This is a genomic window from Janthinobacterium sp. C22 (assembly GCF_057919405.1).
The window spans coordinates 6,056,813-6,072,116 of the sequence record NZ_CP193659.1; the positions used below are offsets into that span (position 1 = coordinate 6,056,813).

Genomic DNA, 15,304 nt, shown 5'->3' on the forward strand with positions numbered 1-15,304 from the left:
GATGAAAACTATGGTGGCGAACATGACAGTGGAAGGCCCGCCCGAACAGCTGCGCGCTATATATGAGCAGCAAGTGGCCTGCGCCCGCACCAAAACCCTCGGCACCTTGTTAGGTATGTTCACCGGCAGCTACCTAAGCGTGGCCGCATCACCAGAGCAGCCCGTGCCAGAGGATTCTGAAGCAGACGCCAAGTCACCCAATCAGGCATGGGTCCGTATGAATTTTAGTATGGCCATGTCGCCCGAGCGCCACGCACAAACCAAGCAGGCACTGGCGGAGTTGGTAGATATGCGCAATGACCTGGTGCACTGTCTGCTGGAGCGTTTTGACCTATGGCAAGAATCCGGCTGTCTTGCCGCCGATGCCCATCTGGATGCCTGCTTCGAGCAGATTGACGGCCACTTTCAGGACATGATGGCCTGGGTCGCCAGCCTGGAGCAGGCCCGAGCTATGATGGCGTCATCCATGCAGTCACAGCAGTTTGAAGATGCTTTTGTGCACGGCATCGGCCCGGACGGGGTGGTACATTGGCCCATCAGCACAATTGTCGAATGCCTGCGCAGTGCTGAACAGGTTTGTGCCGTTGATGGCTGGACGCTGCTCGATGGCGCTATTACTTTTGTTCGCCTCCGCCACGCAGACCAAACGCCAAGCAAGTATGGATGCAAGAACTGGCGACAGATTTTAAAGAAGTCGAATCAATTTGACGTCCGCACAGATACAAACCCGTTAAATGGCAGAGGCCAGACGTGGTATCGAAGCCAAAAGGAAGCCGCAATGACTCCAGAAAAAACAGCATGAGCCTGTCATCCGAAAAGACCGGCGTCGAACTCCCCGCCATCGCCTGGCTGGTCAAGCTGGGCTATACCCATTTGCCCGGCAGCAGCGTCAAGGTAGAACTGCGGCACCGCGCGCCGGTGCTGGAAGAGGTGCTGCAAGCCCGCTTGCTGGCCTTGAATCCCTGGCTGGCAACAGTACCAGGCGGCATGGAGTCGCCGCTGCTGGAGCTGCGCAAGCGGGTCAATGACGAACTACTGCCTGCCAACAAGGTCTTTTGGGAGCAGGTGGTGCACCGCTCGGAAATTCAGGTCAAGGATATCGAGGGCCGCTTGCGCAGCGTGCGCTTCTTCGATGCAAGCAACGCCGCCAACAACGTTTTCCATGTGGTCGACCAGTTTGCCGGCGCGAACGCCGATGGCAAGGTATTCCGGCCGGACCTGCTGCTGTTCGTCAACGGCCTGCCGCTGGCCATCATCGAATGCAAGGCCAGCCACCACCGGCTGGACGAAGCGCTGTCGCAACTCGATGGTTATCAGCGCAGCTTTGCGCAGCAGTTTGTATTCAACCAGGTCTGTGTCGGTCTGAACCGGCGCGAAGGCTTGTACGGCGCGATATGCACCAAGCCTGCGGCATATACCCGCTACCGCCTGCAAGCAGAGGAACGCGCGGCAGTGGCCGCCCTGCGCGGCGTAGAGCCGTCCGAGCAAGACCAACTGTTATGGGCGCTGTTTGAACCCAGCCGCTTCCTGCAACTGATTACCCATTTCATCCTGTTCGAGACCCGCGACGGCAAGACGGTAAAAAAACTGCCGCGTTACCAGCAGTGGCGCGCCGTGCGCAAAGCGGTCGCCAAGCTGTCCGGGCCAAAGCCGATTGGCGGCGTGGTCTGGCATACCCAGGGCAGTGGAAAGTCGCTGACGATGGCACTGCTGGCGCGTATGCTGCGTGCCGACAGCACTGGCTTGAACAACCCGACGGTGTTGGTACTGACCGACCGCAAGGACCTGGACAAGCAAATCTTCGACACCTTCCATGCCGTCGGCATCAAGGCGATACAGGCGGTGTCGGTCGATGGCCTGGTCAAGATGCTGTCCAATGACTACGGCAGCGTTTTTACCAGCACTGTGCAAAAATTCCAGGAAAACGATGAAGCGCTTGACCTGTCTGATATGGCGCCAGATGCTGAAATTGAGGAGTCAGGCCACAGCCGCCATAAACGTGTGCGCGATGGCAAGGATTTTTATATGGTCGAGGAACGCAATCTACACCTCGGCCAGCATAGCGACGATGGACTACCCCTGATAGCCAAGTGGGAAGAGACCCGCCGCGAGAAGGTCAACTTCCGTGTGCTGAGCAGCAAGCCCAATTTTTACGTGCTGGTCGACGAAGCCCACCGCAGCCAGTACGACTTTCTGGCGGCCTTCATGCGTGCCAGCCTGCCCAATGCCAAGTTCATCGCTTTCACTGGCACGCCGCTACTACAAGACGACAAGCACACGCTGGGCGAGTTTGGCGGCGGCGAGTACATCGATGAGTATCGTTTGCACGAAGCGGTGGCCGATGGCGCAACCCTGCCCATCAAATATCAGGATGCCTGGGTGGCACTGGCGACTTCGGCCAAGCTGGATGACGCCTTCAACGACCAGTTCGGGCAAGAATCCGAAGTGCGCCAGCTTGCGCTGAAGCGCGAACTGCTGTCGATGTGGCGCCAAGCCGGCGACCGCATGGAAAAGGTGGCTGCGCATCTGGTCGAGCATTTCATCAGCAGCGTGCAGGCCAAGGGCTTGAAGGCCATGTTGGTCTGTAACGGGCGCGACATGGCCGTGCGCTACAAAGACTTGCTCGACGCCAGCATGGCTGACCGGGCCAAAATTGGATTGCCGACCTTCGAAAGCCGGGTCGTGGTGTCCTTGAACAGCATGACGGCTGCACGCACCGGCCTCTCGGTGCAACAAGAGGCAGCCGAGTATGGTATGGACATCGACAAGCTGGAAACCATCGAGGAACGAGTAAGGGCTGAAATCAAGGCCGGCAAGCAGCCGGTGGCGCTGCCGTCCGAGCAAATCGGTAATTTTGTCGGCAAACTGTTCCCGCTGCCGTATGGCGATGAAGCCAGGGGCCGGGATGGGCAGCCGCATGCCAACAACGTCGGCCTGATTATCGTCTCGGACATGCTGCTGACGGGCTGGGATGCGCCAATAGTGGGCACCATGTATCTGGACAAGCCGTTGAAAGAGCACACGCTGTTGCAAGCGATTGCGCGGGTGAACCGTACTTTGCCGGGAAAGAATGCCGGCTACATCGTCGATTATCACGGCGTGGTGGAGCACCTCGACCATGCCCTGAAAATTTACGGCGGCGATGTCCAGCCCTCGCACGTATGGGAAGGTGTCGAGACCGAACTGCCCAAGCTGCAAGCCAACCTTGGTCGCATCCTGAAACTACTACCGAAGAAGCACGACCCGGTAACGCAGCGCGAGGACTACAAGGATGATGCAGAGCGCTTCCTCGACCCTGCCAGCCGGCTCGATGCAGTGGAAGACTTCTTGGAACTGGTGAAGCAATTCAACCGCTCCATCGACATCATCCTGCCCGACGTGCGCGGCGTGCCATTCAAACCGTATTTCACCCTGCTGGCCGAAATCCGCCTGATGCTGCGCGACAAGTTGCCCGGCGCGACTTACCGCGAACGCATCACCAAGCTGGAATCGGCTCTGTTACAACAACTGCTGGACGAGCATATCGCCGCCAGCCCTGCCAGGAGCCTGCTGGGGCGCGAAGTGTCGATTCTGGATGCCAGCGACATGGCCCGGTTGAAAAAGCTGGCCAGCGGCAGCAGCCAGGCCCTGGTAATGAAGAACCAGCTCAAGCACACCATCGTTACCGGCCGAGATAAAGACCCGGCCTTCTTCGACAAACTGGCAGAGGAACTGGATAAGCTGCTGGCAGAAGAAAAAGCCGGCCGCATTAGCCAGGCCCAGTTCCTGGAGCAGTTGGAATTGTTCGGCCAGAAAATCCGGGACAAGGACAAAACAGGCTTTGCCCATCCGGCACATTCAGCGGTGTATCACTATCTGGCGGCATTGCTGGCCGAGGATACCGCAAGGGTCGCCACCACCAAACTGTTCGAGGACGACGCCCTCAGCAAGACCATGGCGGCCGATAACTGGAAGCGTATGCTTGACCTGCATCCCGACCTGAAAGACCTGCTGCGTAAGTTGCTGATGCCTTTGGCCGGTTGGGAGCGCTCGGTGGCACGCGACCACGCGACGCGGATTCTGGATATCCTGTTGAAAAACTAGGGCATACATATCATGCCGCAATTTCATTATGGCCAGACCACATTCGAGTGGCAATTCCAGGTCGATGGCCGGCTCAAACGCCACTATGTGACGGTGGAGCGCGGGCGCCCGGTGCTCCTGCGTGGGCCGCTCGTCGATGCCAACGAGCAAGAAGCGCTGATACGGCGCCGGGCAAGATGGATACGCGACAAGCTGGCGCAGGTGGACATGCCTTTGAGCAGTGACGCCATCGTCACCGGCAGCCGCCTGCGCTACGCCGGGCGTAGCTACTTTACCGAGGTGCGGCACACCCCCGCTGCCAGCAAGCCCAGCTTGAGATTCACGGCGTCCCGCTTCATCATCGACCACCCTGGCGGCACCAGCATGCAGCCCGATACGCTGATGCCGCTGCTGGAGCGCTTCTACCGCGAACGTGCCAACGACAAGCTGCTGAGCCGGGTACGCCATTGGGAACGCCAGACCGGACTAAAAGCCACTGGTGCGCGCATCCGCCTCTTCCAGAGCCGATGGGCCAGTTGCGATGCAAATAACGTGCTGGAGTTTCATCCTCGGGTGATAGAGCTAGCTGCCAGCGTGCAGGACTACGTCATCGTGCATGAGCTGTGCCATACCGTACAGAAAAGCCACACCAAGGCATTCTGGAATCTGGTAGCCCAGCACATGCCAGATTGGCAGGCGCGCCATGCAGTGCTGGGACAAGCCGCTTTCGGGGATGCGATTTAAAAAGCGCCTGGGGCATGCTTAGTAAATGGCTACACTTCAGATGCCCTATCCTGCTGCCACCGGATGCGTTATTTCCCCTTTGCTGGCGGCGCATTAGACCTATTGCCGCCGGATACTTGGCCGGTATGGGTACTTGGCCAGCCACCTGCATTACCTTGGCCTGCGCCTCTGCCAGTGCCGCCAGCCCCCTTGCCGCTACCAGCACCGTTATTTCCAGTGCCACCGTTACCGCTACCTCCGCTCTTAGCCATCACAACCTCCGTCGCCGGGGAATACCGGCGTAATACAAGGTTACGCCTAACCCGCAACTACGAGCGCACGCCTTCGCCTCACTGACGGGGTACAGAACTGTACAGCCACTCGATATCGTGCTTCACTCTTGGGTGATAAATCTTGCGGCTAGTGTTCAGTACAATAATGTAAAAAATAGAATTTTTCACAAGCGTCTTTTTAAGTGGCCTATATTGGCGAGCGATACTCTTTCACATAGTAGGCGCGCAATATGGCAGGCATCCCTTCATGCTGCTCACCCGTCAAGATTGCTAAGAAACTCCTTGCACTCGACCAGTATTCTCCGCACTTTCTGCATTTGTGTGATGGTGTCTGCTGACCTCCCGCCATGTTTTAAGGCATTGCGGGCCACTGCGGCCTTACCCGCGTTCGATTTTGGCCCTGTGGATTTTTTCCACGGCTGCCATAGTTGGATTGCCGCTGATTGGCGTGCACGGTGCTCGGGTGTCCTGACGTAGCTCATGAGTCTGTCCTGATAGTTTGTTTGTCGAATTTTGTTTTTCTTCATGCCTTTGCTCAACAGCCACACCATTGTTAACTTGTTGCGGCCCGTGGGCAATATTGGCCTGCGTCACAAACGTCGCTTGTCTTGGGAATTTGAGGTCAACCAGCGCTGATATGGTCGCCCGGCTTTGTGTCTGCGCCTTCAAGGCCAGCCTCAAAACGCATTCAAGGCCCCGATAATCCTTTTGCGACGAGGCTTCGCGTGCCAGGCTGGTAAAAATAGTTTGCAACGCCATCGCCTGACTTACCAGCATCGCTTCTAAGTCGAGCAAATCGCCATTTTCTATTTCGGTAAATGTGTCTGCTAACTGATTGGCTAGAACGGTCATGTCGACATCTTTGCCTATCACATTACCTTGATAGGCATGAATCACAGCTGCGCCGTTCACCGAAGACATTAGCGCCATATGCGCATTCTTTTCGCCTTCGGTCATAGGGGGTTGCATCGTTGCTGATTTTTGGAGATTTTTAGTTGTTGCCATATTGGTCTTTCTAAGTTATGCCACCACTTGTCCTGTTAGGCGCGTTGATTGGCCCGCCGTGGCGTTTTTTGCGCTTGCCTGTGACAATTGGCAAGGCAGCAGCCGTCTAAAAACGCACTACACAGCGTACAGACCGTCACTATGGCGGTCGTGGCGGCGCCGGCCCAATATCCGCGAGTACCATGCGTACTGATGCCGCAGCAATCGCCTTGTGTATCGTCCCACTCGTTGGCTGAATGGCGACGAACTCGCCGGTGCCGGGATTCCACTCGTCCGCGCGGAGGTCGCTGTTACGCTCATGGGTGATTCGGTCGACTGGCTCGTCGGTATCATCGGCGGCGGCTGGATGGTCGGCATGTAGCGGTTCGGTATCGGCTGCGCTGGCTGCCGTGACGCATGTGCTCGCGGTCGTAGTGGCTGGCTCTGGTGGTGATGTGCTGGCGCTGGTCTGCGGCTCGTTTGGCGGTGGAAATGAAGGCGGTGAATTGACGAACCCTACACAGGATAGGGTTTGCTCATTTCCGGGCGCTGCGGAACCATCGAACCCTATAGGCTTCCTCTCGCCAAACCCTATAGGCTTTTCCTGCTTGCATGGTTTTGTCATCATGGCGACGAAGCTGCCTTTAGCTGGCGGTGTCGGCATGGTTAGGCCCAGCGCCAACAACAACGGTGCAGGGTCGTCAGCGTGCGGCGCAAGCAGCGCCAGCAGCACGGAAGCAGAAAGTCCGCTATTCGCTTCCAGCACATCAAACGAGGAATCTATCGCTTGCTTCCTTGTCGCGGCGCTGGGGCGCTTCTGTGCCGTTTGGCGGGCCAGTCCGTACCGTTGCCCTATCTGTGCGTAAAAGTCGGCTTGCATAGCTTGCAGCTTAGCGCGGCCTCCCATCAGGTCGCTGCCAACCATCCGGCCATTAACCAGCGGCAGCAGCAGGACATGGCAATGTGGCGTGGCTTCGTCGTTGTGAACGATGGCGCTGATAACCGGCGCGGCGAAGTATTGCCCCGCCCACTGGACCGACTCACTAAAAAAGCGGTCGCAGTCGATGGACGACTCAGGCGGCAGGCTAAAGATAATTTCCAGCGCCCTCACGGCATCCTTGCGCAACGTCTTTACTCCGGCTGCATCCATCAACGCTTTCGCCTCACTTGCCACAGCGGCGGCTGTGCTGTGTCCACGCAAGACGCGATTTAATTCGACTCGGGCTGGGTCAATACGACTACCTGGTGCGGCTCCAATTTCGGCCAGTATCTCGCGGCAGTTGTGACGTGCGGCCACCTCGATGATGGCCTTGCCGGTCAGCTTCTTGATTCCCAGGAATTGGGCATGCGTCATACGTGCCGCCAGGTTGTCAGTGCCAGCATTGCGACTAGCCTCACAGCATCAGCGGGCATGGTGGCAGCGATGCGCGCCAGTCGGAATAAGGCGCGCCTCATAATTTGCCCCCGGCATAACGTGTGCGCAGCCAAACATTGACGGCGCGACGAGCAGTACTCGTCAGCGAACAATCTGTGCCAGAAAATTTGAGTAACTTAGTAGAATGTGGAGTATTCTCAGCCCTCTCGAAAAGGTCCGGGTCTGCTTGATGGCGGACGGATTTTTTCATGATTCCACCCCGGCCAGGAGGGCAGCAATTGACGCCACAGGCCACAAAAGTTTATTGCCGAATTTGATCGGGCGGATGCCGAAGCAATGGCCGGTGAGGCAGTAGTTCTTGCGGATTGTTTGAACTGCCCGATTTACGGCACGGGCATATTCAGCAGTCTGAACGTAGTCCCTGCCTTCTGCAATTTCGGCAAGAGCGGGCGGGATGATAACTTTGGCTGGCATATCGCTATCCTTTTCAAGGTTCGCGCCTCTGCGTGGATTAGCAGTGCAGCACGTAGCGATTCCTATTCTTTGCCATAAAAAAACCCGCAAATCCTAGCGGGTCTACTGTATGCCTAACCGTGCTAATGTCTGCCTAATCTCGCCTTAACGTCGGCTCTTATGCCACATTTCAAGCGTTTTTTTTAATGCTTGAAGTGAATAAGTTGTCGGAGCCCCTTTATCTGTTATCCACACCACGCTACGTCCATCCTTACCCGATTCCTTCAAGAGTTCTGGCTTTTTACCGTTGTCCGCCATCTCCTTAAGACTGTTCATGATTTCCTTGGCCTCAGCACGTCGTTGGAGCACCACTTCAAGCTGCCATGCCACTTCGATAGCAACTTTACCCATTGCCCTTCTCGGCAGCTGACCCGGAATAGACCTGGTGCTTTGCATCAAATCACCAAGCGGCGCGGCCGAAGGAAATAGCAGCGAAGTTGAGCTTGCAATCGACCGAAACTTAGAATGGACCCAAGGCCGCATATCAGGGTGCTGGTCAGCCCATTGCAACAAAGCACCTGCGGTCCAGTCGTCCCGCCGCTCCGATTCGACTTGGTCGATTAACTTTTGCACTTCTGCAAAAAAAGCAATTGCATTTGTATCGATCAGAACACTTGGCCGCGTAATATGAATTCCAACCTCCGCGCCGCTCTTATGTACTGCGGGGTTCAATCCACACATGTAAAGCACACCATCGCGGGGGTTCAGGTAGGTCAACCTAGCGAAATGATCCCAATCTACAGTGTTTGAATTGTTGAAGTGGATTTCCCACACAGGCCTCTCAGTAGGCAAACCTATCCACTCAGCATCTTCGGAAATACCCTCCCACGCTGCCCCCGGCGTTACCGTAGCTGGATAATCGCACACTGGCTGCGAGTCGGTTTCATTTGGCAATCGCTGTTTCATCTGCGGTCTTTCAATACGCCTTCAAATCGACTGCCAAACCGAGCAGCTGGAAATTCCCCCTCTTTTCACTTCGTCGGGCGAGCCTGTCACTTTAATCAGGCGGCATGTACTCGATACATCTTCAGCTCCAAACCCGCTGCCTATTGTGGACTATACGTTACAGATTGAGATATTCAAGGTGCATTAGCTCACGACGTGCAAAGCCATCTGCACCGGCTCAAAGTGGATTTTCGCTTGCTCCAATATCCATGCCTCAATCTTGACGTGCCACATGCGCAGCAGGTCAAGCGGGCGGCGGCGGTAGTGCTTTTCAGCGATGGCGCTCGGTTTATGCCCCATGATTTGCGCCACCACGCCAGCCGGTGTTTCGGTCCATTCTGCCAGCGAACCAAACGAACGGCGCAAGCCATGCAATGTAAGGTCCGGCAAACCGGCGGCAACCAATGCCCGCTTATGCCCAGGTGTTGGCTCCGCAAGCTGTCCATTGGCGGAAGCAGGACTTGAGAAAACCCATTCGTTACGCCTAGGCAGTGCGGCCAGCAGGTGCGCCACGTAAGGCGTTAGCGGTATTGTGCGCTCCCCTTCCACCTTGTCGCGAATAGTCATGCTTAACCACTGAAAATCCACGTCTTCCCAGCGCAGTGCTCCAAGCTCACGGCGGCGGGCTCCAGTAAGCAAAAGCGCTTGCAGGTAAGCGGATTGCACCGGATTCCCCATTTCACGAACTGCTTTAAACCATAGCGCAAGCTGTTCACGTTGTAGGCTATCACCCTCCTTGGCGTTCTTACTTGGCAGCTCATCACGCACCTGTTGCGCCTTACATGCACCAGCAGGCACCAGTCCCGCATATTCAGACTGGGAATCGCACCAATTCACGAAAACGGACAACAAGCGAAAGGACAAAGCTGCTTGTGTGGGGCGAATTCCAGCTTCCTTGGCGAGCCATTCACCTATGCGCTTGCCCGTCAAGTCAGACAATCGAACGTCCAACAATGATGCCAGCGGCCCCGGCTTGGTTTCCCCCTTACCACGGACCTTTTGCACCCCACCAACACGCACGACATTTTCATGGTCCCTTATGTGCCACTCGCTCCACCGCTTGCGGCGTGACTCGACATATAGCGGCCAGACCATGCCAAGGGTAAGTGTTTCATGCTTGTCTTGAATTTGCTTTGCCTCGGCTTTGGCATTCTTGACATCACGCTCGTCTTGCTCTGCGGCCAGTTTATCGGCTCGCACCTGACGCGGGTCTTGGCCGTTGTCGATAATGGTTTGCAAACGACGCGCCTCAGCTTGAGCCGCGTCGATAGTCCACGTGTCTGGTGAGCCAATTGTTATGCGCATCGACTTTCCATTCAACTTTGACTGGAAGAAATAGGACTTGTCACCCCTCGGGGTTGCACGAAGCCCGAGGCCGGCCGCAGCTAAACTCCACATGAATGCCTGACGCTTACCAGCATCGCACTGAAAGTTAGCCACTCGGCCAACTGTGAATTTAATCTTTGCCATAACGTCACCCTGGTCCACCAACTAGTACTTGTAAGCCACTTGTAACCCTTTTCGGAGTATATCAAGCAATACCAATCAACACAACGCAAGAGAGAAATTCTCGTAAGCCATTGTTTCTTATTGATTAATTACGTTTTCCGTAAGTTAATCAACTGAAATAAACAGCTATTATTCAGGATTGTGATTCCTGTTGTCGTGGGTTCGAGCCCCATCAGCCACCCCATAGAATTAGCGGTAAATAAAAGGGTTACATGCTTCGGCTTGTAACCCTTTTTTCATTTCCGCGCTCGTGCATGAGGCAGCTGCAGCCCTCGCCTGCGCAGCAGGCCAGGCAAACGCATCGGCTAACAAAGCCAGCCTGCGCGCGGCAGTCAAACTTGATGCATACGCTTGATTTTCCGTATCCCAAAGAATACACTGGTATATGTGAAAAGCATCCATACCACCGCCACGTTCGATGACTGGTTCAGCAAGCTGAAGGATCGGAAAGTTTTTTTCCGCATTCAGGCACGTATTGATCGTGCCGAAGATGGCAACTTCGGTGATTGCAAGCCTGTCGGTGGCGGTGTTTCGGAAATGCGAATTGACTGTGGTCCCGGCTATCGCGTTTATTTTACTCAGTGCGGCATGGAAATCATTATCCTGCTCGCTGGCGGCGACAAGTCAACGCAGGCGAAAGATATCAAAACGGCGCAGCAGCTCGCGCAAGCACTCCAGGAGGTCTGATGGTACAAAAACTCAACAAATGGGATAGCGCACAGCACCTCAAAACCGAAGAGGATATCGTCGCCTACTTTGAAGCTTGCCTGGAAGAAGCTGGCGACGATGCATCCTTCATCGCCAAAGCGCTAGGCAATATTGCCAAGGCACGCGGCATGACACAACTTGCCAAAGACACGGGACTGGGACGGGAAAGTTTGTACAAGGCGCTGTCCGGCGAAGGCAACCCGAGCTTCGACACCATTTTGAAGGTGACGCATGCACTCGGCTTGCAATTTCGCGCCGCGGCGCTGAACACTTGAGCAGCCATCAGCCGGGGTAGCGGAAAGGCTACCCCGCCAGCACCGACTGCACCGTCGTCGCCAGGTCGTCCAGGCGCACGGGCTTGACGAGGAAGTGGCGGAAGCCCACGGCCAGCGCGTCGTCCATGTACATGGGCAGGCTGTGGCCCGTGACGGCGATCAGCACGGCGTTGGCCGTTTCGGGATTGTGGTGCAGGCGGCGGCCGATTTCGATGCCGCTGATGCCGGGCATCTCGATGTCGAGGTAGACGGCGTCGGGCACGCACAGCTTGACTTGCTCGACGGCCATCTGCCAGTTGCGCACCACCACCGCGTGGTGGCCCAGCGCTTCAAGCAGCATGGCCAGCGATTCGCCCACTTCCTGGTTGTCGTCGACCACCAGCAGATTCAATTTGCGCGCAGCACTTGCCGGCTGGTCGCCCTGGCGGCGTTCCACGGAGGAACTGCCTGGTGTCGTTTCAGTTGTCTGGCTCATTGTACGTTCACGTCTGACGGCTGCAAAAGCGGCAGTATACAAGAAGCACGCAGAATGCCGCCGCACCCGAGCAATGGTGCCATGCGGCAATCCAGAAGCTTCGCTGTACCGCGCCAGCAACACTTCCCGCTTTTCTCCGGGCAAAGCCTATCCTACGCAGTTTGCCCAATTGACGGATAAAATGAGAATCATTATCATTCTTATCCCCTTGCGCCGGATATCCACGCCACGATGTTGTCGCGCCGCCCGATTGCCCGCGCAACCATTGTCATTACGGAGATCCATGCATGGCTGCCACACCTGTCACACTGCCCTTTTCGCTGCGCCCGTGCGCGCTGGCCATCGCCCTCGCCTGCCTGGGCGCACCGCTTGCCGCGCAGGCGCAGGACGCCAACAGCGCCGAGAATGCCGGTCCCATCCTGGAATCGATCCAGGTCAGCAGCAACCTGCTGGGCACCAGCATGGCGGCCAGCACGAAGAATTTCGCGGGCGCGCGCACCGTGGTGCAGAAGGATGACATCGAGAACTCGGGCGCGACCAGCCTGAGCGACGTGATGCGCCGCATTCCCGGCGTGCAGATCAGCGACAACTCGGGCAGCGCCGGCAGCGCCATCTCGCTCAATATCGGCGTGCGCGGACTGGCCGGGCGCTATTCGCCGCGCAGCACGGTATTGCTCGACGGCATTCCGATGTCGGTGGCGCCCTACGGCCAGCCGCAGCTGTCGTTCGCGCCCGTCAGCCTGGCCAATGTCGAGACGGTCGACGTGGTGCGCGGCGGCGGTGCCGTGCGCTTCGGCCCGCAAAACGTGGGCGGCATCATCAATTTCAAGACGCGCCGCGTACCCACCACACAAGGCATCACGGGCGACGCCAGCGTGCGCTACAACGCGTACAGCGAAGTGGGCCACAACACGCAGGCCAGCGTGTTTGCCGGCACCCAGCTCGACAGCGGCCTGGGCCTGGCGGTGCTGTATTCCGGCATCCGCGGCAGCGACTGGCGCGTGGGCAGCGATGAGAAGGTCAACGATTTCGCCCTGAAGTTCCGCTACGATCTGAGCCCGACGGCCGAGGTGTACGGCAAGCTGTCCTACTACGACGTGACGTCGCGCACGCCGGGCGGCCTGACCGCCGCGCAATACAAGCAGGACCCGTTCCAGAACACGCGCCCGACCGATTTCTGGAGCGGCGAGCGCAAGGCCTTCGACATCGGCTACCTGAATGCCCTGTCCGACACGCAGGAATTCGAGGTGCGCGCCTATTACAACAAGAGCTCGCGCGAAAGCACCTTGATCAACGCCGGTCGCACGGGCCTGGGCCACCAGCCGCGCAACTATGAAACGACGGCCATCGAGCCGCGCTACACGCAGCGCTTTATTACCGGCAAGGTCACACAGGACGTCACCGTCGGCTACCGCTACCTGGCCGAGCGGGCCGACGAGGCCATCTACAACGTCGTCATCGCCAGCGGCGTGCGGCAGGCGCCGACGCGCTTCGCCGACAATGCCACCGATGCGCAAGCCGTGTATATCGACGACAAGATCGCCATCGACGCCTGGCGCATCACGCCGGGCGTGCGCTATGAACACATCAAGACGGAACGCTTCAACCACTTGCCGGTCGACCAGAAGATCGAGTTGCTCAACAACAAGGCCCTGCCCTCGCTGAACGTGGCCTACTTGCTCAATAACAACGTGACCCTGTTCGGCAACTACAACAGCTCGTTTGGCGCCGTGCAAAATACGCAGCTCAATGCGCAGTCGAGCAAGAACCCGCTGCAACCGGAACTGGCGAAAACAGCCGAGCTGGGCGCGCGCTGGAAGAGCGGCCAGCTGTCGGCCGAAGCGACCTTGTTCAACATCAAGTTCGACAACCAGATCCAGTCCGTGGGCAGCGGCGAGAACGTCGTCTTCTACAACGTGGGCGCCACGCATCACCGTGGCCTGGAATCGGCCATCGACTACCGCTTCGACAAGTCCGGCCCGCTGGCCGGCTTGAACGCCTACGCCACCTACACCTATACCAAAGCGACCTTGCAGGATGGCGCGAATGCGGGCAACGACGTGCCCTTCTACTCGCGCAACACGGATACCGTCGGCGCCCACTACCAGCTGGGCGCCTGGGGTGTTGATTTGTCGAGCAGCCACCAGAGCCGCCAGTTCGCCGACGAAGCCAATACCGTGACGGAAAACGCGGCCGGCAGCCTGGGCGTGATACCCGGCTTCCGTACCTGGAATACGCAAGTGAAATGGACAGTGCCGGGCCAGAAGGGCCTGGAACTGGTCGCCGGCGTCAACAACCTCGCCGACAAGCGCTACTTCACGCGCACCTCGGACGGCAACCTGGGCAAGTTGGTGGGCGCGCCGCGCATGCTCTACCTGCAGGGCCGCCTGGCGTTCTGATGCCTGCGCGCGCGGGTGCCTATCGAATCGATATGCCGCTGCGCACGGCAGCTACCTGAAAAAACCTGCATCGTTGTTGTTACGATGCAGGTTTTTTTACGTCCCGATGTCACAAAAATACCGTGACGCAAGTAACTTCAAGTTCGCGTTCGCCTTGGAGCTTCACAGCAATTCATTCACCATGGAAATTAGTTTCTATATAGACATAAATGATTTCACAATTGCAAATATTTTTAGCGCGCGCTTGTTCTGCGTGTGAGTTTTGGTGATATTCTTTAAATGTCATTTAAGAAATCAAATTATCTTTTAACCAACCAAACGAGAACCCATGAAAACGCCAGCCACCCTCCTGAAGATCGCCGCACTGGCCACCCTGGTCACCGCTGGCGCCGCCAACGCCGCGACCGAACTGGTGGTCAACGGCAGTTTCGAAAACAATGTCATCGCCTCGGCCTGGGCCCCGCTCAGCAGCGTCACCGGCTGGACTTCCTCGGCCGGCGGCAATTCGGCCTTTGAAATCCAGAAAGGCGCCACGCAAGGCGGCCAGGGCGGATTCAATCCCGTCGCCGCCAGCGGCACGCAATACCTGGAACTCAATACCGACCGGCTGACCTCCGTATCGCAAGCCATCGCCACCACGGCTGGCAGCACCTATGCACTGTCGTTCGCCTACTCGGGCCGTCCCGACACGGCTGGCGGCGCGAACAGCCTGATGAATGTCTACTGGGGTTCGACCCTGCTGACGCCAACGGCACTGGTCGGCAATACGAGCGGCGTGTGGCAAACCTACAGCCAGAACGTGACCGCGCTCGGCTCGTCGAGCCTGCTGCGCTTCGAATCGATCGGTCCCGTCTCCGTACCGACCTATGGTTCCTACCTGGACAACGTCTCGGTGATGGCTGCCGTACCGGAGCCGGAAACCTACACCATGCTGCTGCTGGGCCTGGGCTTGCTGGGTTTCATGGCACGCCGTAAGACAGCCGCCTGAGCCCGGATAGTCGCCGCGCAACAGCCGCCCCGCCATCTGGCCGGGCGGCTTTTTC

The 15,304-nt window shown here is 57.5% G+C and carries 13 protein-coding genes; 7 read left to right on the forward strand and 6 right to left on the reverse strand.

Annotation, left to right across the window (positions count from 1 at the left end):
• The first annotated feature begins 1 nt into the window (after position 1).
• From ACRHIG_RS28545 to ACRHIG_RS28555, 3 genes are read left to right on the forward strand one after another with little or no spacing between them, the layout of a single operon-like run.
• The gene (locus ACRHIG_RS28545) at positions 2–802 is read left to right on the forward strand and encodes an OST-HTH/LOTUS domain-containing protein (RefSeq protein WP_489628697.1); all 801 of its coding nucleotides are present in this window, start codon (positions 2–4) and stop codon (positions 800–802) included.
• The gene (locus ACRHIG_RS28550) at positions 799–4,083 is read left to right on the forward strand and encodes a type I restriction endonuclease subunit R (RefSeq protein ID WP_489628698.1); all 3,285 of its coding nucleotides are present in this window, start codon (positions 799–801) and stop codon (positions 4,081–4,083) included. The genes ACRHIG_RS28545 and ACRHIG_RS28550 overlap by 4 nt, the downstream gene beginning before the upstream one ends.
• 12 nt (positions 4,084–4,095) lie before the next feature.
• On the forward strand, positions 4,096–4,806 hold the full coding sequence (locus ACRHIG_RS28555; RefSeq protein ID WP_489628699.1) for a YgjP family zinc-dependent metalloprotease: 711 nt from the start codon (positions 4,096–4,098) through the stop codon (positions 4,804–4,806).
• A 650-nt stretch (positions 4,807–5,456) separates the two neighbouring features.
• Here ACRHIG_RS28555 and ACRHIG_RS28560 read toward each other — a convergent pair.
• The 5 genes from ACRHIG_RS28560 to ACRHIG_RS28580 all read right to left on the reverse strand — a co-directional run bounded on the left by ACRHIG_RS28560 (position 5,457) and on the right by ACRHIG_RS28580 (position 10,365).
• Positions 5,457–6,083 carry a hypothetical protein gene (locus tag ACRHIG_RS28560; protein ID WP_489628700.1) on the reverse strand — a complete coding sequence of 209 codons (627 nt, stop codon included), beginning with the start codon at positions 6,081–6,083 and terminating at the stop codon, positions 5,457–5,459.
• Between the two features lie 139 nt (positions 6,084–6,222).
• Positions 6,223–7,416 carry a plasmid recombination protein gene (locus ACRHIG_RS28565; RefSeq protein ID WP_489628701.1) on the reverse strand — a complete coding sequence of 398 codons (1,194 nt, stop codon included), beginning with the start codon at positions 7,414–7,416 and terminating at the stop codon, positions 6,223–6,225.
• A gap of 267 nt (positions 7,417–7,683) precedes the next feature.
• Positions 7,684–7,911 (reverse strand): hypothetical protein, encoded by a 228-nt coding sequence (locus tag ACRHIG_RS28570; RefSeq protein ID WP_489628702.1) that lies wholly within the window; start codon positions 7,909–7,911, stop codon positions 7,684–7,686.
• Between the two features lie 144 nt (positions 7,912–8,055).
• Complete coding sequence (locus ACRHIG_RS28575) at positions 8,056–8,856, reverse strand: hypothetical protein (protein WP_489628703.1); 801 nt, start codon at positions 8,854–8,856, stop codon at positions 8,056–8,058.
• Between the two features lie 183 nt (positions 8,857–9,039).
• Positions 9,040–10,365, reverse strand: coding sequence for a tyrosine-type recombinase/integrase (locus ACRHIG_RS28580; RefSeq protein ID WP_489628704.1), 1,326 nt, complete (start codon positions 10,363–10,365; stop codon positions 9,040–9,042).
• 426 nt (positions 10,366–10,791) lie between these two features.
• On the opposite strand from ACRHIG_RS28580, the gene ACRHIG_RS28585 reads away from it, so the two are divergent.
• Both ACRHIG_RS28585 and ACRHIG_RS28590 read left to right on the forward strand, forming a co-directional pair.
• Positions 10,792–11,091, forward strand: a complete 300-nt coding sequence (locus ACRHIG_RS28585; RefSeq protein WP_489628705.1) for a type II toxin-antitoxin system RelE/ParE family toxin — start codon at positions 10,792–10,794, stop codon at positions 11,089–11,091.
• The gene (locus ACRHIG_RS28590; RefSeq protein WP_116743337.1) at positions 11,091–11,387 is read left to right on the forward strand and encodes an addiction module antidote protein; all 297 of its coding nucleotides are present in this window, start codon (positions 11,091–11,093) and stop codon (positions 11,385–11,387) included. Before ACRHIG_RS28585 ends, ACRHIG_RS28590 begins: the two co-directional genes overlap by 1 nt.
• Before the next feature lie 28 nt (positions 11,388–11,415).
• Here ACRHIG_RS28590 and ACRHIG_RS28595 read toward each other — a convergent pair whose 3' ends face one another.
• Positions 11,416–11,862 (reverse strand): response regulator, encoded by a 447-nt coding sequence (locus tag ACRHIG_RS28595; protein ID WP_219133084.1) that lies wholly within the window; start codon positions 11,860–11,862, stop codon positions 11,416–11,418.
• A 287-nt stretch (positions 11,863–12,149) separates the two neighbouring features.
• On the opposite strand from ACRHIG_RS28595, the gene ACRHIG_RS28600 reads away from it, so the two are divergent.
• Positions 12,150–14,261, forward strand: a complete 2,112-nt coding sequence (locus tag ACRHIG_RS28600; protein ID WP_489628706.1) for a TonB-dependent receptor family protein — start codon at positions 12,150–12,152, stop codon at positions 14,259–14,261.
• 328 nt (positions 14,262–14,589) lie between these two features.
• Positions 14,590–15,249: a PEP-CTERM sorting domain-containing protein gene (locus ACRHIG_RS28605; RefSeq protein ID WP_475416394.1), complete on the forward strand. Its 660-nt coding sequence runs from the start codon at positions 14,590–14,592 to the stop codon at positions 15,247–15,249.
• The last annotated feature ends 55 nt before the right edge of the window (positions 15,250–15,304 follow it).